Here is a 22,323-nt window from a genome sequence, read left to right on the forward strand (position 1 = left end):
AATTCTTATCAAGATTGGTGCGCTCAGAGAGATTCGAACTCCCGACCCCTTAGTTCGTAGCCAAGTGCTCTATCCAGCTGAGCTATGAGCGCGACGTCTTGATGGGGTGCATTATACGAGCTTTTTCAGTCTTGTTAAGTGTTTTTTAATAAAATCACAACTGAATGTACAGTAATTAAACGATGTATCAAAATTTATAGTTTTCTGCTGAAAATTTCTGCGGATTTAGAGCTAAAAACACTTAATTAATTCAATCAAGAGGCTTGTATTTTCCAAAAATTCCATCACTACGCAATGGGTCAGCCTTAAGTATTCTTAACCAGGTATTCAGCCAGAATAGAATTCAAATATAAAACGACCATCATCCTTGTACACTTTATCACTCGCCTATTGTTCCAGTCTTTACTTCTCCTGCCCTTTGATAATGCGTAAACACAATACCATTTGAGCTGGCCAGATGATCTATCAATTGAAAAGCGGCGGGTATTGATTCATGGCTAAACAGGCGTTTGCCAACACCGAGTATAATTGGAAAAGTCAGCAGACGAAGTTCGTCCACAAGCTCATATTTGAAAAGTGTCTGTACCACTGCAGCACTACCATACACGCGAATATCCCCCTCTCCCGATGCTTTAAGATTGATTATCTCATCAATGCTTTTCAGAAAAAGGGTATTTTGCCAGTCGGAATGCTCCAGACTAGTAGAAAGAATATATTTATTGACGTCATTGATTCCCGGCCAGTCTTCAGTATGTGTGGGCCAGTAAGATTCAAAAATCTGAAAAGTATGTTTCCCTAAAAGAATATCGGAGGGCTGCATCCATTTTTGCATAATGACATCAAATGCCGGATCAGGTTCCGCGTTAAAATACGGCGCCACCCAGCCACCATATTGAAAACCACCAGATATATCTTCTTTCGGGCCGCCGGGCGCCTGCATCACGCCATCTAGGGTCAAAAATTCCTGGACAATGATTTTTCTCATCACGACTGCCTTTATTTTTATTCACTCGCCTGAGACTTATTTTTAGCACGTGCTGTCTGGTGTTTCTGTAAATTTTAGGCACAAAAAAACCGCAACATGTGCGGTTAATTGTTCAAGTTGGTGCGCTCAGAGAGATTCGAACTCCCGACCCCTTAGTTCGTAGCCAAGTGCTCTATCCAGCTGAGCTATGAGCGCGTAACTTGTGTGCCTAGGTTGGCAATACGTTTTTTCTGCTTAACTTACTTGGTGCGCTCAGAGAGATTCGAACTCCCGACCCCTTAGTTCGTAGCCAAGTGCTCTATCCAGCTGAGCTATGAGCGCGCGACGTAAGTAAGCGTGGCGGTGAGAGAGGGATTCGAACCCTCGATACAGTTACCCGTATGCGTCCTTAGCAGGGACGTGGTTTCAGCCACTCACCCATCTCACCGTAACGTGCGGCCATAATACAAATTTCGGCATGGCACTGCAAGCGCAGCATCAAAAAAAAGTGCATATTTTTGCTCGTTTAAATACTTTTTAAGCAATTCCTCGATTTTTCGTGCATTTTGATAGTAAAAAAACTGCATAAATTTCCAGTTATCGAAAATTAACAGAAAATTGAAAACTTAAATGGATTATTGCAATCATTTACGTGCAGTCTGCGCACACATGTTTTATGCTAAACCTATCTCCTAAGATAAATTTAAAGACATGATGAAAAACTGGGTCGATCCTGAAGCAAAAGCTGAAGCCGAACGTTATGACAACCCTATCCCTAGCCGCACGCTCATTTTAGAAACCATCGAAAAGAACAATGCCCAGTCCCATGCAGACCTGGTCGAACATTTTGAAATTGCAGATCAAAAAAGTATTGATGCCCTGAGCCATCGTTTAATTGCGATGGTGCGTGACGGGCAACTGATGAAAGACGGCTACAAGTTTCAGATTGCCGTCGAGCAACCTGAATCCGAAGCGACGGTTTATATCAATTCCCGGGGGATGGGAACTGCCAACATTTCCGGCCAGGACGACCTATTACTGGCTGAGCGTGAACTGCGCCTGGTCTTTAATGGTGACCGCGTTAAAGTGCGTCAGACTTCGGTAGACCGTAAAGGTAAGGCCTGGGGCTATATTACTGAAGTTGTGCAGCATCGTGTCAAACAGATCATTGGTAAAGTGTCAGAGTATGATGGTGAATACTTTATCCAGCCAGCCAACCCGAATGCACATCAGCCAATTACCCTTGAAAAAGAACTGATTGAACACGCCCAAGTCAATCTGGGTGATTCGATTCGTGTGGCGATTGATACCTATCCGACCCGTGAAGAATTCGCAACTGGACATATTGTACAGTCCATGGCGGATAAGGCCGATACTGAAATCATCATTCCACAAACCATTTTAGAATATGGTTTGCCTTATGAATTCCCGGAGGAAGTTGTTGAAGAAGCCGAGAGCTTTAAAGAACCAACGGCCAAAGACCATGAAGGTCGTGTGGATCTGCGTGATTTAGCCTTAGTTACTATTGACGGTGAAGATGCACGTGACTTTGATGATGCCGTTTATGCCGAAAAACGTCCCGGCGGTGGTTATCGTGTAGTCGTAGCCATTGCCGATGTCAGCCATTATGTGCGTCCAGGCAAACCGCTGGATGATGAAGCGCAGGAACGCGGGACGTCAGTCTACTTCCCGCACTTTGTTTTACCGATGCTGCCTGAAGCATTGTCGAATGGCCTGTGTTCGTTAAATCCGAATGTTGACCGCCTATGTATGGTCTGTGATTTAAAACTGTCACGTGCTGGCCGTGTTACCGGTTTTGAGTTCTATCCATCTGTTATGCATTCCAAGGCACGTTTGACCTATGATCAGGTCGCACAGTATCTGGAAGGTGACAGTCAAGCCATTACCGAAGACCGTGAAGTTCGCAAGTCGATCAACACCCTGTTCCAGCTGTATCAGGTTCTGAAAGGTTTACGTGCTGAACGTCATGCCATGGAATTTGAAACCGTTGAAACTTACATGACCTTCGACGAGCTAGGCGGAATTAAAGAAATTCTGCCACGCACCCGTAATGATGCGCATAAGCTGATTGAAGAATGTATGTTACTGGCCAACGTAGCAGCCGCAGAGTATGCATTGAAAAATGAAATGCCGATGTTATACCGTGTGCATGAGCCACCTGAATTCTCGCGTATCCAGAAAGTCCGTGACTTCGTGAAGCTGCTCGGTCTGAAATTCCCGGAACAGCCGACTCAGAAAGATTATCAGGCGGTGATTGAAGCGACCAAAGACCGGATTGATGCGCCCAGTATTCATGCGGTGTTATTACGCTCCATGATGCAGGCTTATTATGGTGCGAGTAATGCAGGCCATTATGGTCTCGCTTATGAAGCCTATACACATTTCACTTCACCAATTCGTCGTTATCCGGATCTGTTATTGCATCGTGCCATCAAAGCGCATTTAGATAACAAGCCATCTCCGCTTTCAGGCGGTGCTTTAGATGATGCGGGTGAACATTTCTCAGCGACAGAACGTCGTGCAGATGAAGCATCACGCTCGGTGACGACCTGGTTGAAATGCCATTATATGCAGCAACATCTGGGCGAAGAATTTGTCGGCATTATTAGTGCGACAGCAGAATTCGGCCTGTTTGTGACGCTAAAAGATCTTTATGTCGATGGTATGGTGCATGTCAGCCAGCTAGGCGATGACTTCTTTGTCTTTGATCAAAGCAGCCAGAATCTGATCGGTCAGAACCGAGGTCAGGTCTTTGGTCTAGGGGATGAAGTCAAAATCAAGGTTGCTGGTGTCAATCTGGAAGAACGTAAGATCGATTTTGAACTGGTGCAACAACTCAGTCATGCCGGCCGTGCAGTTCGTGCCCGTGCACCGCGCGTGAGTGAGAAAAAACCAGTATCACGTCCAGCAGCGACAGAAGAAGTGTTTGGCAATAATGAACGTGAATCTAAATCGAACTTGAGCGCCGATGGAGAACAACCCATACGACGCAAAAAAGGAAAAGGAAAACCCAGCTCTTACAGTAAAAAGTCTGCTAAACCATCTGCAGGAAAGTCTGAAGCAAAGGTTAAAGATAAAGTAAAGAAAAAGGCCAAGGTCAAAAAGAAAAAGTCGAATGCAAAAGCCAAGACTGAATAATTTTTGATGGTTTAAAAAGAGCGCTACGGCGCTCTTTTTTTTATACCTTATCCAAAATAAATACGATTAGAATAAAAATGTTCACCGCATCGAATCATCATCTTAGATCACGTACCTGCCCTCTTTTTATCTAAAACTGAGGAAAACCGTATAACCTCTTGATCCATACTCAATCAGTGAAATTCAAAGATCTGCAAAGACATATTTCCTATTTCTTTGAAACAGACTATGGAATTCTGCCTATTCTTAAACTATCTGTTTCGAAGTTTCAGCGAGCAACACCAATCAGTTGAACTATAACTCAACATTAGTAAAAGTAGCTTGGACATCATTGTGAACGAGATTGAATAAATCTCGATACCTCCTGCTTCAGAATAAATCACCGGTCAAGCTTGATTTCTCGATCAAGAAGCCTTACTTCTAGAACTAACACTGAAAATTAATTTGGCAGACCGACATGACTTTAGAAAAGGCAACTTTGCCTGTTCCGCAATTTGATCAGATTACGCTGGCTGAGCTAAAACAAAAAATTGAAAGCTGTATCGCTGAAGGGCAAAAGTTCCTGAATGAACTTACCGAAACACCTACTTCAGTACAGGAGCAGCTGGCTACTCTTGAACATGTCGACACACTTGAAAACAATATGAGTGAGTCTTGGGGCATCCTGTCACATTTAAATGCCGTGATGAACAATGCCGAAACCCGTGATGTCTATCAGGCACTCTTACCGGGTCTTAGCGAATACTATACGCAACTGGGTCAACATACGGCGCTCTATCAGACCTATCAGCATATTTATGATGCGTCGATTTATAATGAACTGCCGGCAGCGCAGCGAAGCGCCATTAAACTGGCCTTACGTGATTTCAAACTGTCTGGGGTGGCATTAGAGGGTGAAGCGAAAAAACGTTATGCGGAAATTTCGGCTCGTCTGTCCCAATTATCATCCGACTTCTCCAACCATGTACTGGATGCGACTCAGGCCTATTTCAGACCGCTAAATGAAGAGGAGTTAGCGGGTCTATCTACCAGTAATATTGAGCTGTTAAAACAATATGGTCAGCAACGTGAACTGGATCAACCGGTGGCTACGCTGGATTTCCCGTCTTATCTGGCGATCATGACCCATTCAGAAAATCGTCCTCTGCGTGAAGAACTCTATAAAGCTTATACTACCCGCGCGTCAGATCAGGCTGAACAGAGCGAGTTTGACAATACTGCATTGATCGAAGAAATCCTCAGTCTGCGTCTGGAAATGGCAAAACTGCTTGGCTTTAATAATTATGCGGAATTGTCCTTAGCCAGCAAAATGGCACCAAGTGTAGAGGCCGTAGACGAATTCTTGCGTGATCTGGCAGAGCATGCCCGCGCGCCAGCAGAGAAAGAAATTGCAGAACTGAAAGCGATTGCTGCTGAAGATGGCATCCGTGATCTGCAACCGTGGGACAGTGGCTATTATTCTGAAAAGCTGAAAATGCAGCAATTTAATTTGTCACAGGAAGTGCTTAAACCTTACTTCCCTGCACCAAAAATCCTGCAAGGCCTGTTCAGTATTGTGAATCGTCTGTATGGCATTCAAGTCATTGAACGTGAAGCGCCTGTCTGGCATCCAGATGCACGTTATTTTGAACTAGAAGATCAGGGTCAGGTGATTGGCGGTTTCTATTTTGATCTGTATGCACGTCAAGGCAAACGTGGCGGTGCATGGATGAGCGGTTTCCGTTCCCGTATGCAGACCAGTGATGGCTTGCAAAAACCGATTTGTTATATGGTCGGTAACTTTACTCCACCCGTCGGCAATCGCCCTACACTCTTGACCCATGATGAAGTCATCACCTTGTTCCATGAATTTGGTCATGGCCTGCATCATATGCTGACAGAAGTGGACAATATTGCGGTAGCAGGTACCCATGGCGTGGCGTGGGATGCGGTCGAACTGCCAAGCCAGTTTATGGAATTTTGGGCCTGGGATCAGGAAAGTCTGGATCTGCTCAGCGAGCACATTGAAACTCAAGAATCCTTGCCGGCAGAGTTGCTGAAAGCCCTGCTGGATGCACGTTTCTTCCAGTCTGGCATGCAAACCCTGCGTCAGCTTGAATTTGCCCTGTTTGACCTGAGTATTCATCGAGCCAATCCGGCTTTAAATGCAACACAGGTTCAGGCTACTCTGAATGAGATCCGTGAAAAGTATGCGGTCCTACCGACCACCGACTATAACCGTTTCCAGCACAGCTTCAGTCACATTTTTGCCGGTGGTTATGCAGCAGGATATTATTCCTATAAATGGGCCGAAGTTTTGGCCAGCGATGCCTTCGACCGCTTTGAAGATGAAGGTATTTTTAATACCACTACCGGAAAGCAGTTTCGGGAAAATATCCTCGCAGTTGGCGGAAAAGACACAGCACTTGACGCATTTATCAATTTCCGCGGACGCGAGCCAAAAATAGATGCGTTGCTGCGTCATCAAGGTTGGACGAACCCCTCTAAAAACGCTTAAACTAGCTTTTTAAGTTGATCACAAGGTGAATATGATGACCATTAAACGTCGTTTCATTGCAGGCGCAAAATGTCCAAAATGTCAGGCGTTAGATCGCGTCGTCATGCTGACCTCTGGTGAAGATGAATGGATCGAATGTATTGAATGTGGTTATGAAGAAAATCGTCCCACACATGTTGATCAACCAGAAACACCAGCTGTTCCAGATGAAGTTGGCGTGATTCAGTTTAAACCTCGTTCAGTAAAATAAAAATCAAGGTTCAAGCTATGTCAGTAGAACAAAGAAATAACCCCAAACTTTTAATGGGGATTATGGGGGCTTTAGTTACTGTCGTTGCATTGGTATTGCTATATCAGTGGTTGAATGCCTCTTCCGGTGAAGCGGAACGCATACATCAGGAAGATATCGCGGCTGTTCCGGCAGCAAAACCTGCGGCGAAAACTGAAGAAGATACGGCGGCAGCGAAAGCACCTGAGACGATCGAAGCTAAAGCACTGGTATCAAATCAGCTGTTAGATGCACCAGTGCCGGAGAATGCCAGTTTGGCCAAAGAAGAAGTGGCTAAATTAGATGACATCCAAGTTCAGCTCAATGAACAAAAAGCCACACTGGATGCGCAGCATAGCGATGCCGACCAGTTGATCCAACTGAAAGAGGAACAGATCAAGTTACTTGAAGCACAACTTGCTCAAAGCCAGTAAATCTCGACAGCATTTCAGCTAGAATATCGTCAGATCTTCTAGCTCAGTTGTTTCCATGTCTGCCCCAGCCGCTCCGCATCTGCTTAAAGCCATTCTGTTACTGACCTGCTCTGCTTTTCTCTTTTCAGTCATGGGCGTCTGTATCCGTTATGCCTCGGCAACAGTTGATAATGCCACCGTGGTCTTCTTTCGCAATTTTGTTGGGCTGTTTATTTTCCTGCCCTTCATTTTCAATAAAGGCATTGTTTTTTTCAAAACTGAAAAGCTGTGGATGCACACCTGGCGCGCAGTGGTCGGACTGACGGCCATGTACGGCTTTTTCTATGCCATCGCGCATTTAAAACTCTCCAATGCTATGGTCTTTACCTACTCTTCCCCGATTTTTATTCCACTGATTGCCTGGCTATTTCTCAAGGAAAAAATCACACCAAGCATGTTAGTCGCGGCTCTGATTGGTTTCGTCGGGGTACTCTGTGTTGCCAAACCGGATTCGGGTCTAATTAACCTGATGTCGGTCATTGGTTTGAGTGCGAGCTTTCTGGCGGCGATGGCCTTTGTCACGGTTCGGGCACTGACTAAAACTGAGTCTCCGGAAAAAATCGTGTTTTATTTCTGCTTTATTGGCACCCTGATTTCAGTGATTCCGATGTTCTGGCTATGGCGACCTTATACCCTGACAGAACTCAGCTATCTGATTACTGCCGGCATCCTGGCCAATTTCAGCCAACTGTTTATGTCAAATGCCTACAAGCTGGCTCCGGCAGGACAGATTGGACCGGTCAACTATGTTGCGATTTTCTTTGCCGGCATGTGGGGCTTTCTGTTCTGGCAGGAAGTTCCGGACCTCTATAGCGTGATTGGGCTGGGGCTGATTTTCTGTGCGATTCTATTGTGTAGCCCGATCCTACAAAAGCGCCTGAATTCATCCAAAATTTGATTAACGAATTTAAATCAAATAAATAAAAAAGCACCCGAAAGTGCTTTTTTATTGCTTTTCTTTTATTGATACCAGCCGAACAGCTTAAAGATATAAGGCACATAGGCAATGATCAGCATCGCAGGCAGCAATACTATCATCGGCAAAATCCAGCGTTCATAACGGTAGTAGAAAGACAAGTGTCGTACTTCTGCATCCGCCTCGGCCACTTCGGCATCGCCAATCGACTGTCTGGCCAGCAGATGATTTAGCGCAACCGGTGGCGTCACATAACCCAGCTCAAAACCAATCAGGGTAATCATCCAGAAATGTACTGGATGAATGCCGTATTGATAGGCCACTGGAGCCACGGTCGCCGAGATCAGAATCACCGCGCCAAATGGATCCATGATCATCCCGACAAAAATCATCAAGCCGACAATCAGGGAAATCACCAGAATGGTACTGCTGATGTCGGTCGGGAAGGCTTCCATAATTTCAATACGTTCCAGCAAGCCACCCACACTCACCGAAAGTGCCATCAGAATGACCAAGGCACCAATATGGCCCACCGTCTCACTGGTCGAAATATGCATAGACTTCCAGAAACCGACATTACGCAAAATTTCAGTCGCTTTTGAACGCTGCACAGCATGATCAACAGCCAGCTCTTTGCCTGGTTGTTCGCTATGTTCAGCTTCACGATATTCTGCATTGGCCGCGGCACCGGCTGTCGCCAGTTCAGGTGTCGATCTTGAGTTTAAAGTTGCGGTCAAAGTTTCATCCCAATGCCCCACTGCAGGCAACGGCGCAGGTTCATGGCGCAATTTGTCGAACAAGACAATCATCAGCAGAATGACTGGCATCATCACCGGTGCGGTAAATTCATTCAAGTCAGTCGACAAAGCATATTTATAGAATAACCAGATCAGAATAAAAATCACGATATAAGGAATAATCGCAATGAAGGCACGACCGGATTGAGGAGCAGCTATAGTGGGTGCAGCAATGCGGAATTTGTTTTCTGCAAAGAACAGGGAAATTACTAGGAATAAAGTTGAACTGAGCAGGAAGACATAAATCCCGTAGTGATAGAGCAAGTCGGTGGTCACTTCTTTATTAAGTGATGCCACCACGACAATCAGCAAGCAAGGACGTAAAACGACGCCCAGTGAACCGGACATTGCAGTGGCGGCCAATGCAAACTGACGGCGCCCCCCCGCATTCCAGACTTCCTTATAAATAATCGCACCTGCGGCAATCACGAAAATCCCTGATGCTCCGGTATAGGCGGTCGGTAATGCAGCTGCCAGCAAGATTAACCAGGTTAGGGTTTCAGGTGCCAGATTCCATGGACGCAGAATATTCAGGAACATGTCCACGACACGGGTCTGTTTCAGCAACATACCGGCCCAGATAAACAAGGCCAGATTCAGAAAGATACTAGAAAACTCTACCAGTTGACCGAGGTAAATCCCCTGTCCCATTGGATAGTCCATAAAGAAGGTGAAATTTATTCCGGTAGTAATGGCCATATAGGCATATAGCGGTACACTCAGAAAGGCCAGACCAAAACTGCCACCTTCACGTGTTGGTTTCGGTTGTTTGATCACCTGATACAGACTAATCAAGGTGAGTGTGCTGAACAGAATCATCCACAGCCAGTAGATGTATTTCATCTCCCCCATCGGCACGCCCGAGTTCAATACGGACTGATATTGGCTATAGGATGAAAATGCCAGGAAAGCATTAGCGACCAGCATGGCGACCGAATAAACTTTAAAGTCGATACGCGTGCTCGGGCTACGCAAGCCAATATGATGGGTTTTTAGAGTGGCACTGATCGCAGCAAAGACCACCATGATGACCAGAAGCAAAGCCCGGTTTTCCGTACCAAACTTAAAGATGCCAAAGAAAGAAGTTTCAAAGGTCCGATAAGCCCTAATACTTGGATGGGCTTCCACATGTTGAATGGCTTTATCATAAAACAGGTAGGATTCTTCACAGACCTGTTGTGCCTGTAACACCGCAGCACGGACATCCGCTTCCGAACGCACCCCGAAGAAATCGGCATATTCATCGGCTGCATCGGCTTTCATCTGCTGCTGAACGCGTTGATCGACATTAATATTGCGTTCACATTGTGGACGCGTCGGCTCAGCCCTTAAAAATGAATATTGCATTCCTGTTGCCGGATCACCGTAAATACGCTCACCCATACGCAGCAACTGGCCGTGAATCATTTCCCCAGTGCCAATAATTAAAGTGAGCAAAAGTAAAACCAGCACGACGAAGGTCGAGATCCACTCTGTCCATATATAACGCAACAGACCTAATCCTGATCTGTTTTGATCATCATTTTGCATGTGTATTCCTATTTTTATTTTAGCGGCCTGATGCTTGGTCTAGGACGCTGATCTTCCCTTCTGCCCCGAAAATTCCTTTTCAAAGGTCAGGATCTTTATTCTATGTTTTGACTTTGCATGAAAATTGGCACAATAAAAATGACAATTTATATTTTCTTTTTGTATTTTCTGCCAAGTAAATCATTCATCTCTGCACTTTAATTATCCCGAAAATAATTGCTCACAATATAGATCAGCGCCAGAATCACGCCCCAAATCACCCCAAGTAAATGTGCCTCAACCAAAACCGGGCTGCCGATCAGCTGCGCCGTCCCGACATTGCCAATGGTGTTTTCCCAAACCAGTTTTGCAAAGATCAAAAATAACACCAGCGCCGCAAAGCCGCGTTCCCGCTTATACAGCAAATGCACACAGGCTACGGCTACATAGGCACCATGCAGCACGCCCGACAGGCCGGCATAGGCTTCAATATTGGGCAAGAAAAAATAAAAACTTAAACTGATCAGCGGCGGCAAGATCAGCAAAATGGCACAGAAATGCCAGACGGTGGCGCGTGGAAAAATGAAAGGTAAACAGATAAAGGCGAGAATATTCAGAAAATAATGGATCCAGCCCACATGCACCCAATGCGCTGTCCAGAGTCGCCAGAATTCACCCAGCAGGCTCTCTTGCCAGTAGATGAAATGATCCTGAAAAATTTGCAGACATGCAGAGAGAGAGACAAAAGCCGCTAGAAAAATAATTTTGCGTCGAAAATGTTGATCTAGCATCGGCCTATTGTCCTCCCTGACTATCTAGTTTGACTTCATTCCTGAAGATTCATACATAATATCTGCATTACAGATCCGCACTGAACAGATCATCGAGCTCGGAAGAACTGTCGGATTCATCCCAGAAACGTTGCATGCCATCATCGCCACTGCGTATACCGGTATTTTCTGTCCAGTAACGATCCGATATGCCACTGACCATAATTGCAGCCATGCTGTCGATCAGCTTGAATTGCGGATTCACCGGTTTTTCCTCGGTACGTGCCTGAGCAAAGGTTTTTAAGGCATCCCGGACTTTGGCATCATCCCCACTGGCCTGAGCCGCTACGGCATACAAAGCATGAGATAGACGTACACCTTTTTGCTCGCCAATTTGTGTAGATTGTTTTAATGTTTGGTAAGGGTCAGGCTTGCCTTCCCCTGCGCCTGGCAACAAAGTCCAGATCACCGCACGGGTGGCATTCGGCGCACCCCAGAATTTCGCGTTATCCAGACACACCATGCCACGCTCGACCACGGCAGCAATATCTTTCGGTACATGCACTGCACCACCCGAGTTAATATCATTGGTCATGGCCTGCAAGCCACTGAGCATACCCAACAGATAAACCGTTTGCTCGATATCACTGTTCATACGTGGGCATTCTTCACCCAGGGCTTTTTGGTATTTCTTTTCATAACGGCTCTGGAACAGTTGATAACCGGTATATTGACGCTGTGCTGCCAGTGCCGCCCAGCGCTTCTGCTCGATTCGGGCATCTTGAGCTTCTGCCACCTGATTGGTTTTTGAAGCACGTAAATAGCGTAACTCGGCTTCCAGCGCTTTTTGCTCGGCACAAATACCGGCAGCCGAATACATCAGCACGGCCACCCGTGTTGGATCCGCACCCATTTCTTTGGTCGCCATAATGGCCGGCGTTAAAGAATTCCCTGAATTACACACCATTTCAGCATCATCCATCGCTAAAATCGGCGGTACAATATGGTTTTCGGTGAAACCCAGTGCAACATTGGCACCGGTTTTAATGACCTGAGAACACCCCGTCAAAACTGTTGTTGTTATTACAATGGTCGCCATACCTTGGCATATTTTACGGACGTCTGACATTTTCCTGTCCTCTATAATTGTGATTATGTCCATCTTTCTGCTAAAGATATCAGAAGCATTTTGTGAATAAAAGAGTATTTACTCTAATTTAGACGAGACACTTTGCCATTAAATAGCCGCGCTGCAATTGACTGTATTTAGAAGAATACCAAATTTTGGGCAAAAAAAAGTAGCATTGCGACGGTTCAGCACATGCTACTTATTAACTGTACAAGCAGAAAAATAATAAACCCTGCTTGATTAAGATGAAAATTTATCCTTCAACACTGTCCCGAGTCGTCCGATCACCAGCGTTAAAACAATCGCTACGATCAGAAACATCCATACTGGAAATTCCATTAAGGTCTCCCGTAGTTGCTGTTGGTGAGTTAAATGTACAGGCTAAAAGTAAAACATAGGGAATAAATTGTCAGACAATTCCTCTAAGTCATGGATTAACCTTGATTTCTGTCTGACAATAAAAATAGGAATTTGGTCTAAACATTTGTTTTATGAGCATTTTAATTAAATCATTAAAATGCGTTTGTTTTACAACTAAATTAATTTAGTCAATAATTTTAAGGATTTCCATTGTTTGAAGGGCAATTGATCACACCAGATCAATAAAGGTCGCGCCTTGGCATGCTGAAAATACACCACAATATACGCCTGATGATCAATTACGTGACTAATACATACCCGACGGGTCGGTCGTGCTTTGGTAGTCAATGACCATTCACGTCCATCCAGATATTCAAACTGCTCAATCTGTGGTGTCTTGCGGTAAAACAGCTGATAAATCACCAAGCCTATGACAGCGCACACTGCCCAAAGTGCAATCGGCAATAACTGATACAACAGATACATCAGCAGTGCAAAAATAAAAAGCTGAAACGCCAATGCACACAGACTGCGTTTCAGCTTAAAGCAACGATTATCCATGAACGTAAAATTTAAGCTTCTTGATAAAATCTTTTAGTTCAGGACGCGGCGGCTCAGACACTTCCATAAACCAGTCCAGCAAATCCGGGTCTTCCTGCTCAACCAGCTCTGCAAACATCTGTTTTTCGAAAGGCTCAGCATTCAGGTAATGGTTTTTTACGTAGGGATCAAAATATACATCCAGTTCTTTTAGACCACGACGCGCACGATAAATCACTTTGCGCTCTTCTAAGCTGATGTCATCAGTCATCGAATTTCCCCAACTCGTTATAAACCCGAATAGTTTACCTGAAGCGCTGGCTGAATTTCGAGGGATTTCATAGAAATGACCAAAAGCATCAGCAGATTTTAGTCATTTGAACATTCCGCTCATTGCTGCTGATCTTGGCATGGCCTAAGTTAAACCAAACAGATCAAAATAAGGAATAACAAGATGCAATCTGCAGCCATTCGCCCACTTGCTCCGATGCTGCCGCGCCAACTCTTTAGTACCGAACATGATGCTTTTCGCGAAACGGTACGCAAGTTTTATGAAAAGGAAGTTATTCCACATACCGAGCGTTATGAAAGTCAACAGCATGTAGATCGAGAGCTGTGGAATAAAGCCGGTGAGCTTGGATTGCTCTGCGCTACCATGCCCGAAGAATATGGCGGCTCTGGCGTAGACCGGCTGTATAGCATGATTTTGATTGAGGAACAGGCCTATGCCGGAGATTCAGCGACTGGATTTTCATTGCATTCAGATATTGTTGCCAATTATCTGCTGAATTTTGGTAATGAAGCTCAAAAACAACAATGGTTACCGAAAATGGCGTCTGGAGAGGTCGTCACCGCGATTGCCATGACCGAACCGGGAACTGGCTCTGACCTTCAAGCAGTGCGTACCTCGGCAGTACTCGATGGCGATGACTATGTGATTAATGGTTCCAAAATCTTTATTACCAATGGCTATCTCTGTGACATGGCGATTGTGGTCTGTAAAACCGGCAATAATGACAAAGGTTCAGCCAATCTTTCATTGATTATGGTCGAAGCAGAGCGTGCCGGATTTAGTAAAGGCAAGCCGCTGAATAAAATTGGCATGAAAGGTCAGGATACCTGCGAACTGTTCTTTGACAATGTTCGGGTACCCACAGAAAACCTGCTCGGTCTGGAAGGCATGGGCTTTATGATGCTGATGAAAGAGCTGGCTTGGGAACGCCTGATTGTGGCGATTATCTGTCAGGCAGGCGCTGAAGCCGCTTTTGCCCATACAGTGAAATATACCAAGGAACGTCAGGCATTTGGCAAGAGCATCAGCCATTTTCAAAATACCCGTTTTAAACTGGCAGAACTACGTACCGAGATCGATGTGTGCCGCACTTATCTGGATCGCTGTATGCAGCTGCAACTCAATCACGAACTAGGCGTAGATGCCGCTGCTGCGGCCAAATACAAGATTTCAGAAATGTACAGCAAAGTCGTTGATGAATGTCTGCAATTGCATGGCGGCTATGGTTATATGCTGGAATATCCGATTGCCCGTGCCTATATCGACAACCGTGCCAATCGGATTTATGCGGGTACCAATGAAATCATGAAAGAACTCATCGCTCGTTCGCTTTAAACTAAATAAAGAAAAAAAAGAGTCGCTAGGGACTCTTTTTTTTCTTTATTCAAAAATCTAAGCTTAAGAAACCAGACGCGGTTTATGCTTTAAAGCATTACTGTTTTTTCTAAATTTCAGTACACCATCTTCAAACGAAGCCTGTTTGAGCTCCTTACGGTCTGCCAGATAATTATTGCTGACTTTCCACGGAGCCTGTTTGCCTTGCTTTGGCATGACGTCTGCAGCCCGGGCAATATAACCCGAACTGAGACTGCCCATGACGGTATCCTGAAGCAATTCACTCTGATCTCCCTGAGGAATTACCTGTGCATAACCTTGCTGATCCATATAGTTCAACAGACGGCAAATATATTCTGCTGCAATGTCGACTTTAAGCGTCCAGGAGGCATTGATATAGCCAATAATCAGCGCCATATTCGGTATGTCACTGACCATGATACCTCTATACAGCATATGCTGAGAGGTATCGATAGGCTGACCATCCATCGTCGCCTGAATCCCGCCAAGAATTTGAATATTCAGACCGGTGGCAGAAACAATAATATCAGCATCCAGATGTTGACCTGATTTCAGCTGAATTCCCGTTTCGGTAAAGGTTTCTATCTGATCCGTTGCAACCGATGCCTGTCCTTCACGTAAAATTTTAAACAGATCTCCATCCGGCACCACACAAAGACGTTGATCCCAAGGTTCATAATTCGGGGTAAAGTGCTTCATATCTACTTTACCTTTCAGCTGGAGTTGCACCGATTTAAGCAAAAGCGATTTTAATAATTTTGGCTGTTTCTGTGCCAAAGCGTAAATCCCGCGCTGCATGCCGATATTACGCGCACGTGTCAGCTTATAGGCGACCTCCTCAGGCAGATATTTACGCATTTTTGAATAAATAAAATCGACCGAGGGTACAGAGGCAATATAAGTCGGTGAGCGTTGCAACATGGTCACATGTCCTGCTCCGCCTTTAACCATCGCAGGAACCAAGGTAATCGCGGTCGCACCACTGCCAATGATGACCACTTTTTTGCCTTTATAGTTTAAATTTTCCGGCCAATGTTGCGGATGAATAAATTCACCTTTGAATGCATCTTGATTTGGAAACTCCGGCTGAAAACCCTGATCATAATTATAATAACCGGTACAACCGAGTACAAAGTTGGCGATCCAGATCTGCTTCTTACCGTGTGCATCCTCGATCTCTACTGACCATTTGCAGGTTGTAGAATCATAATTGGCACTTAAGACCCGATGCTGAAAATGGATTTTCGGCTGAAGTTTAAACTCTTCTACCACTTCAGCCAGATAATTTTTGATGGATGCGCCATCGGCAAGCACGCTTTCTTTCTTCCAGGGTTTGAAATTAAAACCAAAAGTCGACATATCCGAATCAGAACGGATTCCCGGATATTTAAACAGATCCCAAGTTCCACCAATACTTTCGCGGCGTTCAATAATCTCAAAAGAGCATTGCGGACAATGTTTAGAAAGATGTGCTGCTAGACCAATCCCCGAGATCCCTGCACCCACAATTAAAATATCTACCTGCTTTTCCATGTTGTTCTTTTACCTAAGCGATGCTATCTGTTTTTATTAAATCACAAAACTGACAATACACAATGTCAAGTTCATTAAAAAGCCACTATTTTTTTATCTTTTCAGGCCAGATCAGTTATGTGGAACTCAATCACTTTAAATTAAAATATACAGGTATTAAAAAAGGCCGGTTTATTCAACCGACCTTTTCGAACAACTTACGTTATTCTTCACGAAATTAGTTAACTTCGCGATCTACTAGCTCAACGTAAGCCATCGGTGCAGCATCACCTGCACGGAAGCCCGCTTTAAGAACACGTAGATAACCGCCGTTACGTTCTTTGTAACGAGGGCCAAGAACGGTAAATAATTTACCAACAGTTGCTGCTGAACGAGTACGAGCAAACGCCAAACGACGGTTTGCTACTGTATCGTTTTTAGCTAAAGTGATTAAAGGCTCAGCTACACGACGTAACTCTTTTGCTTTAGGCACAGTTGTTTTGATCAACTCGTGCTCGAACAAAGAGTTAGCCATGTTTTGGAACATCGCTTTACGATGACTGCTTGTACGGCCTAATTTCACACCACTATTACGATGACGCATGGTGATAGTCCTACTTAATTAACGGCTACGATAGGCGAAACGATCGTCCATACGGAGACTAGCCGGTGGCCAGTTCTCTAAACGCATGCCGAGTTGTAAGCCTTTAGAAGCCAGAACATCTTTGATCTCAGTAAGCGATTTTTTACCCAAGTTAGGAGTTTTAAGCAACTCAACTTCGGTACGCTGTACAAGATCACCAATGTAGTAAATGTTTTCTGCTTTCAAACAGTTAGCAGAACGAACAGTTAGCTCTAGATCATCTACTGGGCGAAGCAAGATTGGGTCAACTTCTTCACGAGGCTCTTGAGCAACAGGTGCTTGATCTTTCTGAAGGTCAACGAAGATCGCAATTTGTTGCTGCAAAATAGTTGCAGCTTTGCGGATCGCTTCTTCAGGATCTACAGTACCGTTGGTTTCAAGATCAATGATCAGTTTATCAAGGTCAGTACGTTGTTCTACACGCGCGTTTTCCACGGTGTATGAAACACGTTTGATTGGGCTGTAAGACGCATCTAACTGCAAGCGACCCACTGGGCGAGTTTCGCCTTCTGGGAAGCGTGAATCAGAAGTCTCGTAGCCACGACCTTGAGCCACTTTCAGACGCATTTTCAATGAGCCTGAGGCACTTAAAGTACCGATCAAATGTTCAGGGTTAACCACTTCAACATTATGAGGTAAACGAAGGTCAGCCGCAGTTACGTCGCCTGCACCTTGTTTCTCTAATGTTAAATAAGCTTCATTTTGATCGAACAGCTTAATCGACAATCCTTTTAGGTTCAGCAAGAGCTCGACGATGTCCTGCTGCAAGCCTTCCAAAGTACTGTACTCGTGCTCGACCCCTTCAATCTCAACTTCTACCACAGCTGCGCCAGGTAGAGAAGAAAGAAGGATGCGACGTAAAGCATTACCAAGAGTATGACCAAAGCCACGCTCTAATGGTTCTAGAATAACTTTTGCCGAGGTCCCGCTTGCCGCTTCGACCTTGATCGCTTGCGGAGTTAGAAACTCATTTGCAGTACGCGTCATATTGCTTCCTCAAGGATTATTTAGAATACAATTCTACAATCAAGCTTTCGTTGATTTCAGCAGGTAAATCAGAACGATCCGGTGCAGCTTTGAACGTACCTTCTAATTTAGAATGGTCAATTTCCATCCAAGAAGGCATGCCACGTTGAGTAGCTAATTCAATTGCGTTTTTGATACGTAATTGTTGCTTAGCGCCTTCGTGAACTGCGATCACATCACCCGCTTTAACTTGGATAGACGCAATGTTAACACGACGGCCATTCAAAGTGATGCTACGGTGAGATACTAACTGACGAGCTTCTGCACGAGTAGAACCGAAACCCATACGATAAACAACGTTATCAAGACGGCTTTCAAGTAGCTTCAACAGGTTTTCACCAGTTGCGCCTTTAACACGAGCAGCTTCTTTATAGTAATTACTAAATTGACGCTCTAAAACACCGTACATGCGACGTACTTTTTGTTTTTCACGTAATTGTAGTGAGTACTCAGATTGTTTACCACCACGAGCCCCGCCGTGTTGGCCAGGAACTTTCGCATGTTTTTTTGTCTTAACATCAAACGGTTTAACGCCTGATTTAAGTTGCAGGTCTGTCCCTTCGCGACGAGAGAGTTTGCATTTTGGACCAATATAACGAGCCATGAATGTTTCTCCTTACACGCGACGTTTTTTAGGTGGACGGCAACCGTTGTGCGGGATTGGCGTCACATCGGTAATGCTGTTAATTTTATAACCCACTGCACCTAAAGCACGAACCGCAGATTCACGACCAGGACCAGGACCTTTTACAAGGACGTCCAAGTTTTTCAAACCGTAGTCTAAAGCAGCTTTACCAGCAACTTCAGCAGCCACCTGAGCAGCGAACGGAGTTGATTTACGTGATCCACGGAAGCCTTGTCCACCTGAAGTGGCCCAAGCCAGTGCATTACCTTGACGATCGGTAATAGTCACAATGGTGTTATTAAAAGAAGCGTGAATGTGTGCGACACCTTCAGAGACGGTACGAGTGACCTTCTTGCGTGCGCGAGTATCTTTAGCCATCTTTTAGCTTCCAGAAATCTTATTTCTTAATAGGTTTGCGCGGACCTTTACGGGTACGAGCGTTAGTTTTGGTGCGTTGACCGCGGACAGGCAAGCTGCGACGATGACGAAGACCGCGGTAGCAGCCTAAATCCATTAAACGTTTAATGTTCATGGAAATTTCGCGACGTAAATCACCTTCGGTCGGAACCTTAGCAACTTCTGCACGAATCGCATCAAGCTGAGCGTCATCTAATTCACGGATCTTAGTAGTTGGAGCAATACCAGCAGCAGCTAAGATAGCTTTTGAAGTATGGCGACCAATACCAAAGATATACGTTAGAGAGATAACAGCGTGCTTGTTATCCGGAATGTTTACACCGGCAATACGAGCCATTCAATTTTCTCCAAAAAGGCAGTAGATAATCAACCGCCCCACAAAAATCTTGAGGGGCGGATAATAACCTAATTCGCCTACAGAAATCAACAGGTCTTAATCAGATTAACCTTGACGCTGCTTATGACGAGGTTCTGCGCTACAAATTACGCGGATAACCCCATTACGACGGATAACTTTACAGCTACCACAAATTTTCTTAACAGAAGCTTGTACTTTCATGATGAAACCTCAAGTGCGCTTATCCCTTAGGATGAGCAGTCGTTTTTCTCATTAACGTTTGATTATCGTATTGGTGCGAAGTGAGGTGTGATTGCAGCTGAGCCATAAAGTCCATCACTACCACCACAACAATCAGCAAAGAGGTACCACCCAAATAGAATGGAATACCAAATGAACTTTGCAATACCATCGGCATCAAACAAATGACTGCGATGTAAATCGCGCCAATAAAGGTCAAACGATTGAGAATATGATCTAAGTAACGAGCAGTTTGCTCACCTGGACGTATACCAGGCACGTAAGCTCCGCTGCGTTTCAAGTTCTCTGACACTTCTTTAGGACTAAATACCAGTGCTGTATAGAAGTAACAGAAAAAGATAATTAACGCACCAAAGAGCACCAAATACAACGGCTGACCAGGCGACAATACCAATGCGACATCTTGCAGGCTACGCTTAATAAATCCAGCATTTGGATCTGCACTACCCACCCACTGACCTAAGCTCGCAGGGAACAAAAGCAATGAGCTGGCAAAAATTGCCGGAATCACACCCGCCATATTAATTTTTAATGGCAAATGTGTCTGCTGTGCAGTAAATACACGACGACCTTGTTGTTTTTGAGCATAGTTTACCGGAATACGACGCTGCGCTTTCTCGATAAACACGATCGCCGCCAAAACACCCAGAGACAACAAACCAAAAATTACCAAGCCAATCAGGCTGGTTTGGCCATTATCTACAGATGAGAAAGATTGCATAATCAGATTAGGCAATCCGGCAACAATACCCGCGAAGATGATCATGGAAATACCATTCCCCACCCCACGCTCGGTAATCTGTTCACCCAACCACATCAAGAACATGGTCCCCGCAACCAGTGAGGTTACTGCAGGAACATAAAAAGCCAAACCAGTATTCAGGGTAATCCCCTGACTGATCAGGCCTGCACACATACCTATCGCCTGTACCAGCGCTAAGAATAATGTACCTTGTCGTGTATATTGATTAATTTTACGTTTGCCTTGCTCGCCTTCTTTCTTTAAAGCTTCCAGCGAAGGAACCACTGTTGACATTAACTGCACGATAATCGATGCAGAGATGTATGGCATGATCCCGAGAGCAAGAATAGACATTCGTTCTAATGCCCCACCAGAGAACATGTTAAACAAACCAAGGATGGTACCTTGGTTTGCATTAAACAAGTTTTCTAACGCAGCATTATTGATGCCTGGTACTGGAATATGCGCTCCTAGTCGAAACACCAACAACGCACCAATGAGAAACATCATTCGACGAATAATTTCACGGTATTTCACATGAAATGGTTGGCCTTTCATCATGTTGACATGACCTGAAGAACTAGGAGTCATAGACACTGGGGATTACTCCTCGACTTTGCCGCCAGCAGCTTCAACAGCAGCTTTAGCGCCTTTAGTCAATGCAACACCTTTAACAGTGAATGCACGAGTAATTTCACCAGAAAGTACGATACGAGCACGGATCATGTCTTTACGTACAACGTTCGCAGCTTTTAAAGTTTCAAGAGACACGATGTCGCCTTCAACTTTAGCAAGCTCAGATAAACGTACTTCAGCAGTTTTCAAAGCCAATTGGCTAGTGAAGCCGAATTTAGGCAAACGACGATAAAGTGCTGTTTGACCGCCTTCGAAACCTGGACGAGTACCACCGCTCTTACGTGAGTTTTGACCTTTGACACCACGGCCACCGGTCTTACCAACGCCAGAACCGATACCACGGCCTAAACGAAGGTTGTCACGTTTAGCACCTTCTGCAGGTGCAATTGTATTTAAACGCAGAGTCATGGCTTATTCCTCTACACTAACCATATAGTAGACTTGGTTGATCATACCACGGTTAGAAGGTGTGTCTAACACTTCTACAGTATGACCAATACGACGCAGACCTAAACCTTGCAGGCTAAGCTTGTGATTTTTCAAGCGGTGCGATGCAGATTTAGTCTGGGTAACTTTAATCGTTTTCATGATTGATTACCCTTGAATTTGTTCTACTGAAAGACCACGTTTCGCAGCAACCTTTTCAGGAGTAGTCATATCACGCAAACCATTGAAAGTTGCGTTTACTACGTTAGCAGCGTTAGTAGAACCACGGCATTTAGTCAACACGTTACGTACGCCTACAGCTTCTAGAACTGCACGCATAGCGCCACCAGCAATTACACCTGTACCTTCAGAGGCAGGCTGCATGAATACGCGGCTAGCGCCGTGACGTGCATGAATTGGGTGCTGTAACGTACCATCAACAAGGTCAACAGTAATCATATTGCGACGAGCAGCTTCAAGTGCTTTAGAGATAGCAGCTGGAACTTCACGTGCTTTACCACGACCAAAACCTACGCGACCATTACCATCACCCACAACAGTTAATGCTGTGAAAGAGAAGATACGACCACCCTTAACAACTTTGGCTACACGATCAACGGCAACCAGCTTTTCAACAAGACCTTCGTTTTGTTCAACTTTAGCCATGA

At 44.9% G+C, this 22,323-nt stretch carries 23 protein-coding genes and 4 tRNA genes; 6 read left to right on the plus strand and 21 right to left on the minus strand.

All coding sequences use genetic code 11. The features are described from left to right. Positions 1-15: 15 nt before the first annotated feature. The 5 genes from F894_RS13055 to F894_RS13075 all read right to left on the minus strand — a co-directional run bounded on the left by F894_RS13055 (position 16) and on the right by F894_RS13075 (position 1,412). A tRNA-Arg gene (locus tag F894_RS13055) sits at positions 16-92 on the minus strand. 287 nt (positions 93-379) lie between these two features. Further along, on the minus strand, positions 380-985 hold the full coding sequence (locus F894_RS13060; RefSeq protein WP_005248194.1) for a dihydrofolate reductase family protein: 606 nt from the start codon (positions 983-985) through the stop codon (positions 380-382). Between the two features lie 118 nt (positions 986-1,103). Continuing rightward, a tRNA-Arg gene (locus F894_RS13065) sits at positions 1,104-1,180 on the minus strand. A gap of 49 nt (positions 1,181-1,229) precedes the next feature. Beyond that, positions 1,230-1,306, minus strand: a tRNA-Arg gene (locus F894_RS13070). 16 nt (positions 1,307-1,322) lie between these two features. Beyond that, positions 1,323-1,412 (minus strand) — tRNA-Ser (locus F894_RS13075). Between the two features lie 263 nt (positions 1,413-1,675). Here F894_RS13075 and rnr point away from each other — a divergent pair. The 5 genes from rnr (at position 1,676) to F894_RS13100 (ending at position 8,259) form a co-directional block, all read left to right on the plus strand. After that, entirely contained in the window at positions 1,676-4,123 is a 2,448-nt protein-coding gene (rnr, locus tag F894_RS13080; RefSeq protein ID WP_005248196.1) for a ribonuclease R, read from the plus strand. Between the two features lie 442 nt (positions 4,124-4,565). Further along, the gene (locus tag F894_RS13085) at positions 4,566-6,620 is read left to right on the plus strand and encodes a M3 family metallopeptidase (protein WP_171065048.1); all 2,055 of its coding nucleotides are present in this window, start codon (positions 4,566-4,568) and stop codon (positions 6,618-6,620) included. A gap of 40 nt (positions 6,621-6,660) precedes the next feature. After that, positions 6,661-6,870 carry a YheV family putative zinc ribbon protein gene (locus F894_RS13090; protein WP_171054337.1) on the plus strand — a complete coding sequence of 70 codons (210 nt, stop codon included), beginning with the start codon at positions 6,661-6,663 and terminating at the stop codon, positions 6,868-6,870. A 17-nt stretch (positions 6,871-6,887) separates the two neighbouring features. Then, the gene (locus tag F894_RS13095; protein ID WP_005101172.1) at positions 6,888-7,322 is read left to right on the plus strand and encodes a restriction endonuclease subunit S domain-containing protein; all 435 of its coding nucleotides are present in this window, start codon (positions 6,888-6,890) and stop codon (positions 7,320-7,322) included. A gap of 55 nt (positions 7,323-7,377) precedes the next feature. Then, the gene (locus F894_RS13100) at positions 7,378-8,259 is read left to right on the plus strand and encodes a DMT family transporter (RefSeq protein ID WP_005248201.1); all 882 of its coding nucleotides are present in this window, start codon (positions 7,378-7,380) and stop codon (positions 8,257-8,259) included. Between the two features lie 62 nt (positions 8,260-8,321). On the opposite strand, the gene F894_RS13105 is transcribed toward F894_RS13100, so the two are convergent. From F894_RS13105 to F894_RS13125, 5 genes are all read right to left on the minus strand, one after another. Next, positions 8,322-10,604 (minus strand): TRAP transporter large permease subunit, encoded by a 2,283-nt coding sequence (locus F894_RS13105; protein WP_005248202.1) that lies wholly within the window; start codon positions 10,602-10,604, stop codon positions 8,322-8,324. A gap of 197 nt (positions 10,605-10,801) precedes the next feature. Further along, positions 10,802-11,374: a rhombosortase gene (gene rrtA / locus F894_RS13110; protein WP_005101179.1), complete on the minus strand. Its 573-nt coding sequence runs from the start codon at positions 11,372-11,374 to the stop codon at positions 10,802-10,804. A 67-nt stretch (positions 11,375-11,441) separates the two neighbouring features. Next, complete coding sequence (locus F894_RS13115) at positions 11,442-12,482, minus strand: hypothetical protein (protein ID WP_005248203.1); 1,041 nt, start codon at positions 12,480-12,482, stop codon at positions 11,442-11,444. 534 nt (positions 12,483-13,016) lie between these two features. Further along, positions 13,017-13,403 carry a hypothetical protein gene (locus tag F894_RS13120; protein ID WP_004281482.1) on the minus strand — a complete coding sequence of 129 codons (387 nt, stop codon included), beginning with the start codon at positions 13,401-13,403 and terminating at the stop codon, positions 13,017-13,019. After that, positions 13,396-13,653 carry an FAD assembly factor SdhE gene (locus F894_RS13125; protein WP_004281484.1) on the minus strand — a complete coding sequence of 86 codons (258 nt, stop codon included), beginning with the start codon at positions 13,651-13,653 and terminating at the stop codon, positions 13,396-13,398. The genes F894_RS13120 and F894_RS13125 overlap by 8 nt, the downstream gene beginning before the upstream one ends. Positions 13,654-13,836: 183 nt before the next feature. On the opposite strand from F894_RS13125, the gene F894_RS13130 reads away from it, so the two are divergent. After that, positions 13,837-15,009 carry an acyl-CoA dehydrogenase family protein gene (locus F894_RS13130; protein ID WP_005248204.1) on the plus strand — a complete coding sequence of 391 codons (1,173 nt, stop codon included), beginning with the start codon at positions 13,837-13,839 and terminating at the stop codon, positions 15,007-15,009. Positions 15,010-15,072: 63 nt separating this feature from the next. Here F894_RS13130 and F894_RS13135 read toward each other — a convergent pair whose 3' ends face one another. The 11 genes from F894_RS13135 to rpsE form a co-directional block, all read right to left on the minus strand. Beyond that, positions 15,073-16,563, minus strand: a complete 1,491-nt coding sequence (locus F894_RS13135; protein WP_005248205.1) for a flavin-containing monooxygenase — start codon at positions 16,561-16,563, stop codon at positions 15,073-15,075. Between the two features lie 217 nt (positions 16,564-16,780). Then, a complete protein-coding gene (gene rplQ, locus F894_RS13140; RefSeq protein ID WP_004281488.1) occupies positions 16,781-17,146 on the minus strand; it encodes a 50S ribosomal protein L17 in 366 nt (121 codons plus the stop codon). Positions 17,147-17,164: 18 nt separating this feature from the next. After that, positions 17,165-18,172 carry a DNA-directed RNA polymerase subunit alpha gene (locus tag F894_RS13145; protein WP_004281489.1) on the minus strand — a complete coding sequence of 336 codons (1,008 nt, stop codon included), beginning with the start codon at positions 18,170-18,172 and terminating at the stop codon, positions 17,165-17,167. Positions 18,173-18,188: 16 nt separating this feature from the next. Continuing rightward, positions 18,189-18,815 carry a 30S ribosomal protein S4 gene (rpsD, locus tag F894_RS13150; RefSeq protein WP_004281490.1) on the minus strand — a complete coding sequence of 209 codons (627 nt, stop codon included), beginning with the start codon at positions 18,813-18,815 and terminating at the stop codon, positions 18,189-18,191. Between the two features lie 12 nt (positions 18,816-18,827). Next, a complete protein-coding gene (rpsK, locus tag F894_RS13155) occupies positions 18,828-19,214 on the minus strand; it encodes a 30S ribosomal protein S11 (RefSeq protein WP_004281491.1) in 387 nt (128 codons plus the stop codon). Between the two features lie 19 nt (positions 19,215-19,233). Next, the gene (gene rpsM / locus F894_RS13160) at positions 19,234-19,590 is read right to left on the minus strand and encodes a 30S ribosomal protein S13 (protein WP_004281492.1); all 357 of its coding nucleotides are present in this window, start codon (positions 19,588-19,590) and stop codon (positions 19,234-19,236) included. Positions 19,591-19,695: 105 nt separating this feature from the next. Further along, positions 19,696-19,812, minus strand: coding sequence for a 50S ribosomal protein L36 (gene rpmJ / locus F894_RS14990; protein WP_000867907.1), 117 nt, complete (start codon positions 19,810-19,812; stop codon positions 19,696-19,698). 19 nt (positions 19,813-19,831) lie between these two features. Beyond that, on the minus strand, positions 19,832-21,151 hold the full coding sequence (gene secY / locus F894_RS13165; RefSeq protein WP_171054339.1) for a preprotein translocase subunit SecY: 1,320 nt from the start codon (positions 21,149-21,151) through the stop codon (positions 19,832-19,834). A gap of 45 nt (positions 21,152-21,196) precedes the next feature. After that, positions 21,197-21,637 (minus strand): 50S ribosomal protein L15, encoded by a 441-nt coding sequence (rplO, locus tag F894_RS13170; RefSeq protein ID WP_005248206.1) that lies wholly within the window; start codon positions 21,635-21,637, stop codon positions 21,197-21,199. 3 nt (positions 21,638-21,640) lie between these two features. Next, positions 21,641-21,817, minus strand: coding sequence for a 50S ribosomal protein L30 (rpmD, locus tag F894_RS13175; protein ID WP_004281495.1), 177 nt, complete (start codon positions 21,815-21,817; stop codon positions 21,641-21,643). A gap of 6 nt (positions 21,818-21,823) precedes the next feature. Beyond that, positions 21,824-22,321 (minus strand): 30S ribosomal protein S5, encoded by a 498-nt coding sequence (gene rpsE, locus F894_RS13180; RefSeq protein WP_004281496.1) that lies wholly within the window; start codon positions 22,319-22,321, stop codon positions 21,824-21,826. Between the last annotated feature and the right edge of the window lie 2 nt (positions 22,322-22,323).

The organism is Acinetobacter sp. CIP 51.11 (assembly GCF_000369665.1).
GTDB classification, from domain to species: domain Bacteria; phylum Pseudomonadota; class Gammaproteobacteria; order Pseudomonadales; family Moraxellaceae; genus Acinetobacter; species Acinetobacter lwoffii_S.